The sequence below is a fragment of the Schaalia cardiffensis F0333 genome (genome assembly GCF_005886435.1).
Taxonomy (GTDB): domain Bacteria; phylum Actinomycetota; class Actinomycetes; order Actinomycetales; family Actinomycetaceae; genus Pauljensenia; species Pauljensenia cardiffensis.
Genome location: NZ_CP040505.1, coordinates 434020 through 450843, shown reverse-complemented (window position 1 = coordinate 450843; position 16824 = coordinate 434020). Strand labels below are relative to the sequence as shown.

The window sequence follows — 16824 nt, the reverse complement described above, 5'->3', positions numbered from 1 at the left end:
CGACGAGTTGAGTGGTGCACAGACGTAGAGGGCGCGACGGTGGGTGTTCCGCCGCCGCGCCCTCACGCTCGATCACTTCGGGCTGTTTTGCGATTCGATCTTGAGCTCGCCGCTCTTGATCTGCTCGCTGAGCTTCTCGACCTCGTCCTTGAGCTCTTGGGGGACCTGAGCATCGAAGTCGTGGAAGGGAGCGAGGGAGACGCCGCCGTTGGCGAGGGAGCCGATGTAGGGCTCGGAGGAGAACTTGCCCTCGACCGAATCCTTGATGGTCTGCTCAACAGAAGCGCCGATCTGCTTCATCACCGAGGTGAGGATGATCGAGGAGTAATCGGGGTTGGCGTCGTACCAGTCGGAGTCGACACCGATGATGAGGGTGGAGCCATTCTCCTTGGCTGCGGCTGCGGCGCCCAGGCCGACGGGGCCGGCGACCGGCATGATGATGTCGGCGCCCTGGTCGATGAACTGTTGGGCCTGCTGTTTGCCGAGGGCCTGATCGTCGAAGGACTGGGTGAAGGAGCCGTTCTGGGTGGCCTTGTCCCAGCCGAGGAGCTGGACGTCGGTGCCTTTGGCCTTGTTGTAGGCGGCGACACCGTCGGCGAAACCATCCATGAAGACCGAGACGGAGGGGATCTGGATGCCGCCGAAGGTGGCGACCTTACCGGTCTTCGTCATGCCTGCCGCGACGTAGCCCGCGAGGAAGGCGGCGTCGGCGGTGTTGAAGAGGAGAGGTCGACCATTCTCAACGACGACGGTGTTGAAGTCGGCGTCGGAGAAGCTCGAGTCGACGAGGGCGTACTTGATGTCGGTGTTCGCCTCGGCAGACTGGTGGAGGGCCTTTTCGATCTTGAAGCCGACGCCGATGACGAGGTCACAGCCGTCGTCGACCATGGCTTCCACGTTTGGAACGAAGTCGGCGTCTGATGAGGATTCGGCGGTGTTGATCTTCACGCCGAGGTTGTTCTTTGCTGCTTCGAGTCCCTCGTAGGCGGACTCGTTGAAGGACTTGTCATCCCAGCCGCCGGCATCGGAGACGGCGCATGCTTTGAAGTCGGCGCCCTTGGTGGCCCCTTCAGCTCCGGACTTGTCGGCGGCGCCTCCGGCGCAGCCGCTCAGTGCGATAGCAGCAACGCCGGCGACGGCGAGGTACTTCGAGAGGTTCTTCATTGGATTCCTCCAGTGTGGTTGTTCATCGTTGAACTGCGTCTCCCGGTGACTCATGCCGAGCGATCCGGAGGTCTCAGTAGAACGTTTGTAAAACTCCGAATTGACGCATAGATAAATTCTCTGAGTCGAGGCGGGGGCTGTCAAGCCCCCATTCATTCATGTACTGCTCTGACGAGTGCACCTCCTTGCGCTTCAAAGCCCATTTTGCGGAAGTATCCGGGATCTGCGGCGACGCCCTCGTCGACAATCAGGGCTGGGGCCGCGCTGCGGCGCACTGCCGAATCGGCGTAGAGCACTGTGCCCGGCTTGAGATCACGATGGCGCTCTGTCACGAAATCAACGAGGACGCGTGCACCTTCGCCGCTGGCTTCATGGGCGAAGAGTCCGACGAGTTCATTGCCGCACATGGTCAGATACACGCTCGCACCCGGGAGTTGCTCCTTGGAAAAACGCGGGAAGTTCTCACTCATACTGGTCTCGTGTCGTTTCACGAAGTCGGCGACGATTTCACATTGAGGATCGACGGGAAGGATCCGGTACTCCTGCTTCGCTCCCTTGTGAAGACGGATCAGCCAGTAGATGTCAATAATCGCGATCACTGCGTTCATCGCCGCGTAGGGCCAGATCCCGAAGGTGATGTTGTAGACGGTCGCAATGAGCGAGCCCACCAGATTCAAGGTTCTGAATTTGCGGATCGAGGGAATGACGAGAGAGATGACGACGAGGGCCGATCCGGTCCATCCGATGATTTCCCATACAGGCATTGAGCGTCTCCTGGCGGCTTTTCACCCGTGCTGCGCCGATGAGAAGCTTCGGCGCAGCACTGCTGTTCCTGTGAAGTGTTTGAGCTGCGCTGGCAACGACGGTGTCACCCAGCACAATTCTTTAACATTTCGCAGTATTGGATTTTGCAAGTGTAACGACGCTGGATCGTGAGTTCCAGGCTCGTTAGCAAATCGTGACCCTGAGTTGAGAGACGAGGGCAAGGCCCGAGCTCAGTGCCCGGCCCCGCCCTCGTCCCCTAGCCTTCCCGAAAACTCACAAGAAGGCATTGGTCCTCAAAGAGTCCTGTCCCCCATCAGGCCCGTTTGCGGGAAAGCATCCCAGCGCCGACGAGGGCGAGGACGAGCGCACCCAGGCCAAGGACATCCGCAGAGGAACCGGTCTTGGCGAGATTATTGCCCGAACCCTTGCCCGCCTGTTTGCCGGGCTTGCCGGTATTGTTCTCGCCGGGCGTCGGCTGCTGACCTTCAGGTTCGGGCACAACCTGGTGCGCCGGGCAGATGACCGGAACACTCAGCCCCTGGCTCGCGGTAACAACCTCAGCGAAGTCCGTAGACACGGAAACGGGAACATTCACAACATCGCCTTCTACGTGTCCTTCGCAGCGCTGCCCAGCGAAGACCTTCACCTCGACATTCGCCCGCCCCGCACCATCGGTGGTGATGACGGCCGCCTCATCGGAGGCGTGTTCGTCAAGAAGACTGTTATCGACCGGCGAGCTCCCCTTCGACGCATCAAAGCTCAAGGTCACGTTCTGAGTGATCGAGGGACCTTCGGAGAAGGAAAGACCCCGCACCGGAATCGACAGGCTCGTACCATCTGCAAGCGGCTCAGTGGGCAGGCTCAAGCCAATCGACGACTTCGCCACTCGCGGAGTCGCACCCGAATGAGCAGCAAGGAACTCATTGAACTTATCCCTATCGAGATTCCCATTCGTCTTGGCCGGGCCTCCCGCGGTCAGAGCATCGAAGGAGTCTCCGCCTGCCAGGAGGAAAGTCACCGATCCAATCGTGTAGACCTTCGCCGGGTCGAGGGGCTCATCGTTCACCATGACCGAGGTGATGCGCTGACCGTAGGGCTTCGCCGGATCATAGGTGTAGCGCACATTCGACGAGATGCCAAGTTTGAGCAGCGGGCGCGAGTTCTGCGAGTTGAGATCGGTCTTCCACTGCTGTTCGAGGGCCCTCTTGAAATCCGCCCCGGTGATGGACACGTAGCCGAGCTCATTCGAGAAGGGCATGACCGAGTAGGACTGCGCGTAGGTGATGGTCCCGTCCTCGTTCGGGATGAGGTCGTCGCGAAGGCCACCGGCGTTGATGATGCCAATATCGACCGGAGTGTTGCCCTCAACGAGGATTGTCTCCCTCATGGCGTCGGCGACGAAGTCTCCAAGGCTCGATTCGATTCCGCGATTCGACCCCGGGTCGGTCTTGCCGCCGGGGGCCGTGAAGACGCCACGGCGGAAGGGCTGAGTGTATCCCGTTCCAACAACCGCTTTTCCTGCTTCCTGAGAGTCGGCGACCGCTTGGTTGACGACTGCCTGGGTCTCAGGGTCCACGCCGCATTCAGCGACCTTCGCCGCAGGGATCAGCTGGGTGTCGGCTGAGAGGACCTTCTTCGTCGCAGTGTCGTAGGCAATGCGGATCAGACCGAGGTTATCGGTGTAGGAACCCGATGCGACGCCCGCGAGGAGGGGGTTCTTCGAATCGAGTTTCTCAGCCGAGTCGATCTTGTCGAACTCGTAGGGCACGTGGGTGTCGCCCCCCATGATGCCGTCAACGTATTCGCTGACCTTCGGATAGTTGTTCTTCACATCGTCGTCGAGCATGGCGATGACGATCTGCGCTTCGTCCTTATCCTTGATGGATTTGGCGAGCGCGTCGATCTTGGCGAGGGGGTCGGTGAAGCTCAGTCCTGCGGTGGTGCCGGGGCTGAGCTTATAGGGAACGTCCTCAGCGATCGCGCCAATGAAGGCGACTTTCACTCCCGAGGGCGAGGTCCAGACCTCGTAATCACCAAGGTAGGGGGTTTCGACCCCGCCTTTCATCCAGGTGCCCATGCCTTCGATGTTCGCGCCAAGATAGGGGAAGCCCACTTGCACGAATTCGCCCGGGTTCGAACCGTCGACGCGCTGTTTGAAAACGGCCTGGCCCATGTCGAGTTCGTGGTTGCCAATGGTTGACGCCAGAGGGGACATGGTGTTGAGCGCGGCAATCGTCGGATTGTCTTTCAGGGAGCCCGAGGTGTAGGGCGAGGCTCCGATATTGTCGCCGAGGAGAGTGAAGGAGGAGTTCGGGTTCGTGGTCCGAGCCTGCTTGAGGTAGCAGTTCATCGCAGGCAAGCCCGCTTCGCGCACCACTCCTTTCTTCTTCACCTGTTCGATGTGCCCGTGAACGTCTGTGAGGTTGTACAGATCGAGAGTGACGACTGTAGTTGCGGGCTTCTCGCCGGAGTCATGGCTCTCTGTTTCGGCATGTGCCGCTGTGGGGGCGAGGAGGAGGGCGAAGACGGCTCCGGTGCCGAGTATCGTCCGCCGTAGTGTCTTACTCATTGATTCTCCGATTCTTCTTCATGGGTGCCGTTGGATGCGGCCTTGTATGGCGAATAGAGCTATCAGGAAAGGCGTGCACGCCGAATCGCGAGGGCCGCTGCGAGGAGGAGGCTGATTCCCGCTGCTGCAAGGAGCCCCTCGTGGGTTCCGGTTGAGGCGAGAGAGCCCGGCCCTTTCGAGGAGGACTCTCCTGCGGGCGATGCCCCTTTCCCCGATGCCGAGGGGGGCTGTTCAGCTCCGGGATCTGCGGGAGTGTTCGGCGTGTGGGTTCCAGGGTCGGAGCCCCCGTCCCCGGGTTTTTCGCTGACGAGTTTGAGGCCCACGATCTCAGGATTGTGGTCCGAGGAGCGGTAGGGGTTGTCCATCTCGGTCTTGAGGAAGAGGTTGGCATTCGACCTCGAGTATTCGAAGGCGATGGACTCTTCTGCATTCACCGCCCAGGAGGCGACGTCGACGACCAGGGGGTCGGCGGCCGTGTTCGCGAACACGTGATCGAGGGAGCCCGATCGTCCCTGATAAACGTAGGAGGGTGAGGTGCCTTCCGACTTGTGGATCCAGCCCGCGTCTTTCAGGACTGTGAGCGGATCTTCTTTGGAGTATGAGTTGAAGTCTCCGACGAGGAGGGTCGGTTTGTCCTCGAATTTCGCGGCGAAGAGGGCGAGGGCCCTCGCTTGTGCGACGCGGATCGCGTTCGAGTTGCCTTGACCGTCGCCGATGTCGGTGTTGCCCTCTTCCATGCCCTTCGGGATCGAGCCCTTGGACTTGAAGTGGTTCGCGATGACGACGAAGTTCTTTCCGATCTGCTGGTCGGTGACGACGGGGGTGAACTCTTGGGCGAGGGGTTGACGTGCGAGCCCGGTGAAAGCCGGGTCGTCGAGGATCTGGGATTGGCCGACGGGGGTGACTGTCTTCGGCTTGTAGATGAAGGCAGTGCGGATGACGTCTTCTTTGGCGGGCACGGTCCCGGGGCTTGGGACGAATGCCCAGATGGGGCTTCCCGCTGCCGCGTTGAGAGCGTCCACAAGGGTTTTGAGGGCGGTGTCGCGGTCCGGGCCGATTCCAACGCCCACCGGGTTCTCGATCTCTTCGAGGGCGACGACATCGGCGTCGATCATGGTGATCGCGGTGACGATCTTCGCTTGCTGTTGGCTGAAGGCCTGGGAGGACCAGGCTCCTCTGACAGTGCATTTCTTCGTGGTGACGAAGTTGCCTTCCCTATCGGGGTATCCCTTGCAGCCGGGCTCGTTCTCGCCGAGGTCGGAGAAGTAGTTGAGGACGTTGAAGGTCGCGACTTTCACGTCGCCGTTGACTGTGGGGACTGCGGGGCGCTGGCCGCTGATGGCGACGGGGGAGCGATCGGGGTGTCCGGCGACCATGCGGCTCGGCTGGAAGACGAAGTTCGAGTGGCGCACGTCGACGAGGACAGGATGCGTGAAGTTCACCTGGTAGCCGACCCTGGCCGGGGCGCCGTTGGCGAAATAGGCGTAGGGGACCGATGTTGCCACGTCCTGCGTGAGATTCGTGTTCGTCCCGTCATCGAGGGAGATCACGGCAGCGGCGTTCTTCGCTTCGTAGTCGATTGCCGTGCCTCCGGGGGCGACGACGTCGGTCGCCGCTCGTAGCGGCTCGCTCCCGGGGGTGAGGGCGAGGGTGCCGTACTGGTTCACCTGGTAGTTGTCGGTGATCGTCCAGCTTCCCGATGGGGCGACGAGCATGGATTCGAGGGCTTCGAATTGTTCCGCATTCGGCAGGGAGTCCAGGGGGGTTGGGGAGATGGGAGCACAACCCGTGGCGGGGGTGATCGCCGTGACGGCGAGCTGGGTGAGGCTCGGTGTGGATGCGGGCGTTGTCTTCCCGGTTGCGGGGAATTCGGTGACGGTGCCTCTCACCTGGACGCAGGAGCCGATTGCCGGGATGTCGAGGTTCTTCTTGCCCACCCAGACGAAGAGGCCGTCTGATGAGTTACGCGCCGGATCCCAGGTTCCGCCGCTTCCGGGGGTCTGGATTGTGAAGCCGTCAAGGGTCGAGGCGAGTCCGTCCTCGCTCTTGGGATAGGCTCCGGTGACGACGCCGAGGGTGGTGACGGTGGTCCCTGTAAGAGCCGAATCATCGGCGTCCCCTGTTTTTTGGATTTCAGGGATCGGGGTGAGGGCCCGGTCCTGGGCTGGTCGCGATTGTGTGGTCTCGGCGGGCTCAGCGGTGTTGTTCCCGGAGCCCGTCTGCTCTGAGCCCCGAGAACTGTGGAGTGCCTCATCTCCTTGGCTATTGGCTGTGGAATCTGCAGGGCCATTGGAAGGCTCGGCCTGCTTCGATTGGGGGCTTTCCTCGGGGGCGAGTGGGGGCTCGGCTATGGAGGGGGCCTCGGGAGAGGAGTGAGAGGGGGGTGTGTCTTCGGCTGCTCTTTCCGCTGCCTGGGCGCTCATCGGAATGGTGACGAGCGCGAGGGCGGCGGCTCCGGAAAGGAGTCTCTTCATGCTGATGGTCATACGATGGGTCTCCAGTTTGGGGTCGCCACTTCAGTGTGATGTGGTGTCGTCTTTGACATGCAAGACCCCACCCTTCACATAATGTAAAGAGCGGATTTTACAATCGTAACAACATGTGGGGGCAAGATCTAGCCCCCAACCGAGAATTCTTTGTCTCCCGGCACCGCCACCGATTCAGCGGGCTTCACTGGGCCGGTAGGGACTGACAACCACTTCAACCTTTTGCAGGTCCTTCACCTCGGCGTATCCGGTTGAAGCCATCGTGCGCTTGAGTGCGCCGACAAAGTTGAGTGAGCCGTCCGCCCTCGTCGAAGGACCGTAGAGAATCTGCTCCAAGGTTCCCGAGGTGCCGACGTGGACCCTCTGCCCTCGCGGCATATCCGGGTGAGTCGCTTCAGAGCCCCAATGCCATCCTTGTCCGGGCGCTTCCTTCGCGCGTGCGAGGGCAGCGCCGAGCATCACTGCATCCGCTCCGCAGGCGATCGCACGTGCGAGATCCCCGGAACGCCCGATTCCACCGTCCGCGATAACGTGAACGTAGCGGCCACCGGACTCGTCCATGTAGTCGCGCCGGGCTGCCGCAACATCCGCGATCGCCGTCGCCATCGGCGCATGGACTCCCAGGGACTGACGGGTCGAATGGGCCGCTCCCCCGCCAAAACCGACGAGGACGCCCGCCGCGCCGGTCCTCATGAGGTGCAGGGCCGCAGTATCCGTGCACACCCCTCCCACAATGACGGGAACATCGAGTTCGTAGATGAAACGCTTGAGGTTGAGCGGCTCATGGCGGCTCGACACATGCTCCGCGGACACTGTGGAGCCTCGGATGACGAAAAGGTCGACGCCCGCATCAACGACGTAACGCCAGTACTTCTGGGTGAGTTGCGGCGAGAGCTTGCCTGCGACCACGACCCCGGCATCACGGATCTGGGCGAGGCGCTCGGTGATGAGGCGCGGCTGGATCGGCTCGGAATAGATCTGCTGGAGGCGAGCGATCGACTCCTCCTCACTCAAGTGTGAGATCTCTTCAAGGATCGGCTCGGGATCCTTGTAGCGGGTCCACAATCCGTTGAGGTCAAGGACACCGATCCCGCCCAGGCGGCCGAAGTCGATTGCCGTTTGAGGACTCATCACGGAATCCATGGGAGCAGCCATGACGGGGATGTCGACGTGGTAGGCGTCAATCTGCCATCCGACATTCACATCCTCAGGGTCGCGTGTGCGCCGCGCGGGCAGCAGGGCGATGTCGTCGAGACTGTAGGCGCGCCTGGCGCGTTTTCCGCGGCCAATTTCGACTTCGTTGCTCATTTTCCCAGTGTATCGGCTCGCCTCTTCACGTATCCGAGGCAAGGAGGTCTGCACATGCACAGGGGTGGAGGGGCGGGTAAGACAAGAAGTCCTCTTCACCTGGGCGGTCTGCACATGCATAAGGGATGACGCACACTAGGGGCATGAACTCGACGACGACTTGGAGCGAAGTGCCCTGGCTGGGCTTTGACACTGAAACGACGGGCGTGGACCCGGCCACGGACCGGCTGGTCACTGCCGCCCTCGTCCTTCGCCTCGACGGGGCGAGGGCGGGACGCGAAGACCAGGTGCGCACCTGGCTCGCTGATCCTGGGGTGGAGATCCCCGCGCAGGCGAGCGCCGTTCACGGCATCACGAACGACATGGCGAAATCGCAGGGCCGCCCGATTGAGGAAGTCCTCGACGAGGTCGCGGCCACCCTGGTCGAGCATTGGCGTCGAGGCTTTCCCGTCGTCGCTTTCAACGCCTCCTACGACATCACCCTCCTCGATGCGGAACTCGCCCGCCACAACATGGGGACCTTCGCACAGCGCCTCGACGCCACTCCGATGCTCCTCATCGATCCTCTGGTCCTGGATCGCGCACTCGACCGCTACCGCAAGGGAAAGAAAACCTTGACGGATATGGCTCCGGTCTACGGGGTCGACGCGTCTGCCGACGCCCACACCGCCGAAGTTGATGTGCAGATGACTCTGGATGTTCTGGCGGGAATGGCGAGGCGATTCGATTCTGTGAAGGCGATGAGTGCTGGACAGTTGCACGCCTACCAGGTGCAGGCCCACCGGGAGTGGGCCATTGACTTTGAGAACTTCTTGCGTTCGAAGGGGCGGGAGGCGAGCATCGACCCGGCTTGGCCGATGCTCGCGCACTGAGCCCTCACTTCTCGTCGATCAAGTCTTTCCAGCTTCTCTTATTGCCGACGAGGATATCGAAGTGGCGGTTCTGCTCGGCGATCGCCGCATCCGTCGCCGGGTTCTTAATCAAGGCTTCGAGGACATCGGGGGCGGCGGTGATCGCGCCGACTCCCTGACGGACGAGTTCAAGCACCTGCTCGGAGTTCTTGAAAGAGGCGGCCAGGACATCAGCTTCGAGGCCATAGGACCTCAAGGTCTTGTGGATTTCCGTGGCGACGCGTACGCCGTCAATCCCATAGTTGTCCATGCGGTTGACATAGGGCGCGACATAGCGGGCACCGGCCTTCGCGGCCATGAAGCCCTGCATGGACGAGTGGATGCCGGTGGCGGTGACCTGCATGCCCTCGGCGACGATCAGCGGGATCGCGCGGAAGCCCTCACGGGTCACGGGCAGTTTCACGAAGAGGTTGCCGCCCAGTTCAGAACGCAGCGCCCTCGCCTCATCGACCATGGCTTCCGCGGTTTCAGACACGATCTGAACGTGCAGCTGAGAGGTGGTGGGAAGAACAGCGCGAATGTTGTGAAGAACCTCGAGGGGCTCTTTGCCTTCGCGGTAGAGGATCGAGGGGTTCGTTGTGACGCCATCGATCGGCAAGTACTTCAGGGTTTCCTTGATGGCATCAACATTGGCGTGGTCGATGAGGATAAGCATGGGTGCGCGAGCCTCCCGCGATCTAGAAAACTATTCCAACCCGTTCAGAGTAGGCGATCAGATGAGGGGAAGATTCACCGAGTCACTCATCCGCCACGCAGGAGACCAGCCAAGGGGCATGCGAACCCATGGAGGCCCCCGGCGTGACAGAGCTTGGGCTCGTCACACCGGGGGGCGTGGGGCGCACGGCGTCTCTTCTCAGTTCAGGTTCAGCTGGCCTTTCAGCGGCCCGAGGTCGAGTGGTAGTTCGGCGCCTCAGAGGTCATCTGCACATCGTGGGGGTGAGACTCGCGCAGACCCGCAGAAGTGATCCGCACGAAGCGACCGTTCTTCTTGATCTCCTCAATCGAGGAAGCACCCAGGTAGAACATCGTCTGATGCAGGCCGCCGACGAGCTGGTAGATAACAGAGGCGAGGGAACCGGTGAAAGGCACCTGCCCTTCAATTCCCTCGGGAACAATCTTGTCATCGGAAGTGACATCGGCCTGGAAGTAGCGGTCCTTCGAATAGGACTTGCGCCCACGCGAACTCATCGCGCCGAGAGAGCCCATGCCGCGGTAGCGCTTGAACTGCTTGCCATTGGTGAAGACGACCTCACCGGGGGACTCCTCGCAGCCCGCAAGGAGCGAGCCAAGCATGACGGTGTCAGCGCCGGCGACAAGGGCCTTGCCGATGTCACCGGAGTACTGGAGTCCACCATCGGCGATGAGGGGAACACCCGCTGGTCCACATGCCTTCGCAGCGAGAGCGATCGCGGTGATCTGCGGGACGCCCACGCCTGCGACGACGCGGGTCGTGCAGATGGAGCCCGGTCCGACTCCGACCTTGACCGCGTCCACTCCGGCGTCGATCAGGGCCTGAGCGCCCTCGGTCGTGGCGACGTTACCGCCGATGATCTCAATGCCGTCGAATGCTGGGTCGTTTTTGATGCGGCGGATCATGTCGAGAGCGAGCTTGGCTCCACCGTTCGCAGTGTCGACGACGAGGACGTCGACTCCGGCTTCGGCGAGGGCGGTGGCGCGCTCCCAGGTGTCACCCCAGTACCCGACTGCGGCGCCAACGATGAGGCGACCGCGAGCATCCTTCGTGGCGTTCGGATACTGCTCAGTCTTGACGAAGTCCTTGACGGTGATGAGACCGGTGAGACGGTCGTCCTCGTCCACGATCGGGAGTTTTTCGACGCGGTGTTCGGCAAGGAGGGTCTTGGCGTCTTCACGAGAGATTCCAACGTGACCGATGACGAGGCGTTCGCGGGGAGTCATGCAGTCGCGGACTTTCAGCCTCGCCCAGTCACTTTGGGGGACGAAGCGCAGGTCGCGGTTCGTAATGATGCCGAGCAGGTGGCCGTCTTCGGAGACGACGGGCAGGCCGGACACGCGGTAGTGTCCGCATAGCTCGTCGAGCTGCTCGATCGTGGCCTCAGGTCCGACGGTGACGGGATCTTCCACCATGCCCGATTCGGAGCGCTTCACGAGGCGCACCTGTTGGGCCTGCTCTTCGATGGAGAGGTTGCGGTGGAGGATGCCGATTCCACCTTGACGGGCCATCGCGATGGCCATGCGCGCTTCGGTGACGGTATCCATGGCGGCCGAGAGGAGGGGCACGCGCAATGAGATCTTCTTGGTGAGTCGGGACGTGGTGTCCACTGTGGAGGGGACGACGTCTGTGAGCTCGGGGAGCAGGAGGACGTCGTCGTAGGTCAGCCCGGTAAGACCGAAAGCGTCGGTCGTAGAAATGTCACCCATGTGGAGAGTTTAGGCGTGCGCCGCGAGCGCGGGCTAACCGCCTGCCCCTTCCCCGCCCTTCGAGTGGCAGGTCTCACGCGCCCGGCTGCGAGTCACGCCTCCCCGGTGTTCTCCTCACCTGGGGCCGCCGTTTTCTCTTTCAGCACTCCCCCGTCTCTTTCCACGCTGACGCTGCTTGTTTCAGTGCCGCCGCGAAGCCCGGATGCACTCCGATCCTGGGCAAAGTGAGCATCTGCGCAATGTGGTAGGCATCAGGCTTTCCTGGCCACACGGAACAGCCGGGCTCTCCCCTCTCGTTGATCTCGTGGATCCATCGGCCCGGGCCCTCGTGCGCATACTGGTCCATCCAGGATACGTAGCGCGAGAAGCGCTCAGTGCAGGCCTCAACCCCGGCCTCGTCCCCTTCTTCTTCGAGGACTCGGCCGAGGATCAGCGCGGCGTTCACGGCCTCGGCACCGGCCCAGTGCATGCGCGTGGACACCACCGGGCGCCCGTCGAAGTCTGTCGTGTAGACGATCCCCCCGACTCTTCCTGCATCCCACCCGTCCTCGTCTGCTCGTTCCACGAGGGCGCGCGCGACCTCGAGCATCCAGGCGCCCGGGGTGTCGCCAATGGCGATGAGGGCGGCACGCGCATGGAGGATGAGGCGCACCCACTCGAAGCCGTGGCCGGGCGTCGCCCCATAGGGGCGGAAGGGATCTGCCGAGTTTTCGATGAACATCTGGGCTTGGACGCGCCAGGAAGCGTCGAAGTGTTCGGGAAGACGCCAAGCGAAGCGGGCTCCGAGGTCTGCAACGAAGCGCGTCATCTCGCGGGCGCGGTCGAGCCAGCGCCTCTGCCCGCTCGCGTCGAATGCTGCGAGATAGGCCTCGACGGTGTGCATGCTCGTGTTGAGGCTGCGGTAGTCCTCGCATTCGCTCCAGTCCCGCTTCCAGGAGTTGCGCACACGCCCGAAGGAGGGCTCCCACCAGTGGCGATCCTGATTTTCGAGGGCCTCGTCCAGCAGGTCTCGCGCCTCCTCGTGGCCTGCGAGCTGGGCGGCAGCGGCCGCGAGGATCACGAAGGCGTGGGCGTAGCCCTCCTTGCGTGCGCCCGGCGCGGGAGCCGCGTCCTCGTCATGGGAGTCGAGGGCGGAAAACCAGCCGCCGAACTCGTCATCATGGAAAGGCCCCCTCAAGGATCGAAGCCCGTGACGAACTAGGGCTTCGGCGCCCTCGAGTCCGCGCAATTGCGCGAGAGCGAAGACGTACGTCATGCGCGCGCTGATCCACAGCTCGACCGGAGAGTCGGGAGCAACGAGGCCGTGAGCATCGAGGGCGGCGAAGCCGGAGTCGACGGCGGATGCAGAGGCGAATCTGATGAGCTCTGTGAAGTCCTCGTCGAAAGATTTCAGGAGGGACTCTTCATTCCAGGGGGTGTGCACTACGACTCCCGGTTGCATCATTGCGAATGGGGCTTGGGAGTTTCAACCGTAGCATCGCGTGACATGCTCACGGCACGACAAGGCGCGCTCAGCGAGGCGAGGAATGCACTGAGCGGGCAGAGATGTGGCGTAGCACAGCTTTGGGTGGGGGCTCTGGGTACAGTGCACGATCGAGCGCGGGGATAGCTCGTAACGCGGGGAGGGGCCCGCTCTCGGCAAAGAGACGAATAGCTTCAATGTTGGGCACGCCTCATAGCACGAGGGTTCGGAGTCGGCGGCGGTCACGTTGAGGATGGGGATGGGCACACCTCATTGCGCGGACAGGCCCCTTTCAGCCGCCGATCTCTGTCAGGTCCACCCCTGGGGCGAGCATGGCGAGGACCTCTTCGACGCAGGCGGCGGGGGTGCGCACGCGCATCACTCGAGCGTCCACTACGGGTGGGGCGTCGGCGCCAACGAGGAGAACATCCACTTCGCTATCCTGCGCGATGACTCGGATGAGCACTTCACAGTCAGCATCAGTGCCCATCACGATGGCGAGTTCGATCGGACGGTTCTCGATGTGCGCGCGGAAACGATCCGGGCCGATCTCCATGCCGATCCGCCCCGTTGTGACGACGCGGGCGTCGATCCCGTACCACATGAGTGCGACTCCGACGACGTGAGCCGCCAGTTCATGCATGGTGTCTGTGAGGATCGCGATGGAGGCGAGAGGATTCTTCCGGCGCGGCCGCTGCTTGGCGATGGAGCCGAGGACTTCGAGGAAGGCCGCGTTCAGTTGAATCGAGGGGGCGCTGCCGGGCAGTTCCCCTCGAGCGTCCCCCCTTAAACGGTCGAGGGCGGGGCTGACGAGCCTGGACCAGGTGTGGACGAGACCCTCGGTCGAGATCGCGGCGGCGAGGCATTCACGCAGGGCTTTGGGAGTTGCGTTTCGTGTTGTCGTGACGAGATCGTGCACGCAATGCGGTGGCAGAGAATCGGGGGCTTCATCGCTCTCACTCCAATTGCGGGCGATGGCTGCGGCGTTTGCCGGGGTGACTCCGCGGCGCACGAGTTCGACCATGCGGGCAAGCCTGGCGATATCGCTGTCCACATATCGTCGATGCTCCCCCGTCCGCCGATCCGAGGGGCCCAGGCCGTATCGGCGTTCCCAGGTCCTCAGAGTCGAAGGGGGGATACCCAGCTTCACCGAGACCGCGGTCACTGTCAGTGGGGCGCCGACGCTGCGCTCAGTGCCGAGATGAGCTCGAGGCATGCGTCCCCTTTCCTTCCTCTCTTCAAATGCAGCGGCTTTTTCTGCTTGATGCACTGTGATCGACCAGGGCGCCTCAGCGCCACTGACTCACTTGGCCCTGTAGCTGCATTCTTACCCGGCAGCGCCGAGTTCGCCACCGGAACAACGAAGAGAATGAATAGCATTACTTGTTCACAGGCTATTCACTCGAAGCCCCCTCTTTTTGCAGGAAGATCCCAGAAATGACCTGATTCCTGGGAAAACACTGAGAGTTTAGACGTGAATCTTGAACTACTTACGCACAAGCAACTACTCTGGGCAAGGTCGCCGGGGACCCTCCCCGTTCCGACCTCGAAAGCGAGGTGCCTTTCAATGACCGACGTCTCCCGACTCCCCGGACCAATGGTTGATGCGTGGGATTGGCAGTACGACGGAGCCTGTCGCAACCTCGACACAGAACTCTTCTTCCACCCTGAGGGCGAGCGCGGTTCCACGCGCCGTCGACGCGCCGCGAATGCGAAGGCGATTTGTGCAAACTGCCCGGTGATCGACCAGTGTCGCGAATACGCTCTCGCAGCACAGGAGCCCTACGGGATCTGGGGTGGCATGACCGAAGAAGAACGGCGCGAAGAAATCCGCTCCAAGACCCGTCGAGTCTCCTGAGCTCCCAGCATCGACTCCGACTTCGGGGGCGCCGCGAAACGGCGCCCCCGAAGCGTTTCTGCAACACTTGTGTCACCTATTCGTCTCGCAGGAGTTTCTTCCGTGTTGTCTTCCCCCCGCCCCTCCACGGCCCGTTCGCCCCTCGTCGCTGTCCTTCTCCTCATCATTGCGGCGCTGGTCATCACCCTCGGCGTGTTCCTCGCGGATCGTCACCGTCTCACCAGCGAACTCGCTCAAGCTCGAGCTGCCCAGAGCGCCGACTCCCCCACTTCTCCCAGCGAGGAAAGCCCCGACGCTCAAAAGGGCAAGACCGCCCAGGACCCGAACGCTCCGGCTCCGACAGAGACACGCCCAGACGTCCTTGAAATCCTCCACAGCCAGGTGAAACGAGACCCCCACGATGCCCAAGCTAAAGGGAAGGTTGACGCGAAGGTCGTTATGGTCGTCTACTCCGACTTCGCCTGCCCTTATTGCACCCTTTTCGCCAAGGACGTCGCCCCCGCCCTCGACGATCTCATTGAGGACGGAACTTTAAGAATCGAATGGCGTGATCTTGCGCAGATCACTGCGTCCTCGCCGCTCGCAGCTCAAGCGGGCCGGGCCGCCGGTGAACAAAACCGCTTCTGGGAGTTCCACGACGCCGTGTACGCGGCCGCCGGGGAGGGCGAGCACCCGGAATACACGCAAGAGTCCCTCATTGAGTTCGCGAAGCAAGCCGGAGTCGGCGATCTTGAGGCTTTCAGTCGTGCAATGAACGCTCCTGAGACCGTCGCCGCCGTTGAGGCCGCGAAGCAGGATGCCTACGCCGTTGGCATCACTGGAACCCCCTTCATGATCATCGGGGACTCTTTCGTCCCCGGATACCGCGGCCCCGAATCCGTCAGGGCGACCGTCGAAGCGCAGGCGGCCGCAGCCCAGTGAGCACTCTGCCTCCCCTTGCCGCCCTCCTGGGAGGGGTCCTCACCCTCTTCGCCCCATGTTCGATCATGGTGCTCCCCGCCTTCTTCGCCTACGCCTTCCAGTCGAAGCGGGCGCTGGCGTGGCGCACCCTGCTGTTCTGGTTGGGCCTGCTCGCAGCTTTGATTCCCCTCGGTGCGCTCGTCGGAGCGGCGAGCCACGCACTGCGCGAGAGTCTCCCCCTCATCACAGCGCTCAGCGCCCTCTTGCTCATCATCCTTGGCACGATTGAGGCACTCGGATTCTCACTTCCTCGTTTCCGCGGGCGCTCCCGACCAGGAGCGAAGAGTCGTGATCGGACGCATCCGCTTTCGATCTTCCTCCTGGGTGCAGGTTACGGTTTTGCCGGGATCGGTTGCGCAGGTCCGATCCTCGGTGGCGTTCTCGTCGCCGCGGGGCTCGGAGGCTCTCCCCTCCAGGGGGCGCTCCTCATGGCCTGTTATGCGAGCGGCATGGCGCTCCCCCTGGGCCTGCTCGCCCTGATCTGGCGTTCTGCACGCCTTTTTGAACGGCCCTGGATGCGTCCTCGTCCATTGCTTCTCTTCGGACGGGAAACGACGTGGACGAATCTTCTTTCCGGCCTGCTCCTCGTGATCTTCGGCGTCCTTTTGCTTGTTTCGGGCACCTCGAATCCGCTGAGTGGACTTGTTTCCCCCGCGAGGCTCGCCTCCTGGGAGGAGTCTGTGCTCTCCTTCGCCACCCTTGTGCCGGGCTGGGCACTGATCGTGGCTCTCGCCGCCGTGCTCGGCGCCACCTGGTATATGAGGCCGCGCTCGCTGAGCGGGAGCGAAGAAGAATCCGAGTAGGCCCGGCTGTGGCTTGTGATAGTCGCCGCTATTGCTTGTGATAGGCCCGCTCTGGGTTGTGGTATCCCCCTTAGCGGGGTGGTGACGCGCGAGCGCGCACGGTCGCTTCACGGTGTTGAGGCCACATAGGATCCCCAG

13 protein-coding genes are annotated in these 16824 nt (G+C 62.4%); 4 read left to right on the top strand and 9 right to left on the bottom strand.

Annotated elements, in window-relative coordinates:
- Positions 1–72: 72 nt before the first annotated feature.
- The 5 genes from FFA61_RS01845 to FFA61_RS01825 all read right to left on the bottom strand — a co-directional run bounded on the left by FFA61_RS01845 (position 73) and on the right by FFA61_RS01825 (position 8292).
- Positions 73–1164, bottom strand: coding sequence for a BMP family lipoprotein (locus FFA61_RS01845; RefSeq protein WP_005962163.1), 1092 nt, complete (start codon positions 1162–1164; stop codon positions 73–75).
- Positions 1165–1316: 152 nt separating this feature from the next.
- Positions 1317–1928, bottom strand: coding sequence for a hypothetical protein (locus tag FFA61_RS01840; RefSeq protein ID WP_005962164.1), 612 nt, complete (start codon positions 1926–1928; stop codon positions 1317–1319).
- Between the two features lie 314 nt (positions 1929–2242).
- Positions 2243–4498 carry a bifunctional metallophosphatase/5'-nucleotidase gene (locus tag FFA61_RS01835; protein ID WP_005962165.1) on the bottom strand — a complete coding sequence of 752 codons (2256 nt, stop codon included), beginning with the start codon at positions 4496–4498 and terminating at the stop codon, positions 2243–2245.
- A 62-nt stretch (positions 4499–4560) separates the two neighbouring features.
- Positions 4561–6984 carry an ExeM/NucH family extracellular endonuclease gene (locus FFA61_RS01830; RefSeq protein ID WP_005962166.1) on the bottom strand — a complete coding sequence of 808 codons (2424 nt, stop codon included), beginning with the start codon at positions 6982–6984 and terminating at the stop codon, positions 4561–4563.
- Positions 6985–7158: 174 nt separating this feature from the next.
- On the bottom strand, positions 7159–8292 hold the full coding sequence (locus tag FFA61_RS01825; protein ID WP_040313523.1) for a GuaB3 family IMP dehydrogenase-related protein: 1134 nt from the start codon (positions 8290–8292) through the stop codon (positions 7159–7161).
- A 143-nt stretch (positions 8293–8435) separates the two neighbouring features.
- Between FFA61_RS01825 and FFA61_RS01820 the strand changes: the two genes are divergently transcribed.
- Positions 8436–9164: an exonuclease domain-containing protein gene (locus FFA61_RS01820; protein WP_040313524.1), complete on the top strand. Its 729-nt coding sequence runs from the start codon at positions 8436–8438 to the stop codon at positions 9162–9164.
- A 4-nt stretch (positions 9165–9168) separates the two neighbouring features.
- Here FFA61_RS01820 and FFA61_RS01815 read toward each other — a convergent pair whose 3' ends face one another.
- The 4 genes from FFA61_RS01815 to FFA61_RS01800 all read right to left on the bottom strand — a co-directional run bounded on the left by FFA61_RS01815 (position 9169) and on the right by FFA61_RS01800 (position 14281).
- Entirely contained in the window at positions 9169–9858 is a 690-nt protein-coding gene (locus FFA61_RS01815) for a transaldolase family protein (RefSeq protein ID WP_005962169.1), read from the bottom strand.
- A gap of 221 nt (positions 9859–10079) precedes the next feature.
- A complete protein-coding gene (gene guaB / locus FFA61_RS01810) occupies positions 10080–11603 on the bottom strand; it encodes an IMP dehydrogenase (protein WP_005962170.1) in 1524 nt (507 codons plus the stop codon).
- A 139-nt stretch (positions 11604–11742) separates the two neighbouring features.
- Positions 11743–13026: an AGE family epimerase/isomerase gene (locus FFA61_RS01805; protein ID WP_131247162.1), complete on the bottom strand. Its 1284-nt coding sequence runs from the start codon at positions 13024–13026 to the stop codon at positions 11743–11745.
- A gap of 331 nt (positions 13027–13357) precedes the next feature.
- Positions 13358–14281, bottom strand: coding sequence for a MerR family transcriptional regulator (locus FFA61_RS01800; protein WP_005962172.1), 924 nt, complete (start codon positions 14279–14281; stop codon positions 13358–13360).
- A gap of 351 nt (positions 14282–14632) precedes the next feature.
- On the opposite strand from FFA61_RS01800, the gene FFA61_RS01795 reads away from it, so the two are divergent.
- The 3 genes from FFA61_RS01795 to FFA61_RS01785 all read left to right on the top strand — a co-directional run bounded on the left by FFA61_RS01795 (position 14633) and on the right by FFA61_RS01785 (position 16686).
- A complete protein-coding gene (locus FFA61_RS01795) occupies positions 14633–14923 on the top strand; it encodes a WhiB family transcriptional regulator (protein WP_040313525.1) in 291 nt (96 codons plus the stop codon).
- Between the two features lie 102 nt (positions 14924–15025).
- The gene (locus FFA61_RS01790) at positions 15026–15844 is read left to right on the top strand and encodes a DsbA family protein (RefSeq protein ID WP_005962174.1); all 819 of its coding nucleotides are present in this window, start codon (positions 15026–15028) and stop codon (positions 15842–15844) included.
- Positions 15841–16686 carry a cytochrome c biogenesis CcdA family protein gene (locus tag FFA61_RS01785; RefSeq protein ID WP_005962175.1) on the top strand — a complete coding sequence of 282 codons (846 nt, stop codon included), beginning with the start codon at positions 15841–15843 and terminating at the stop codon, positions 16684–16686. The genes FFA61_RS01790 and FFA61_RS01785 overlap by 4 nt, the downstream gene beginning before the upstream one ends.
- Positions 16687–16824 lie beyond the last annotated feature (138 nt).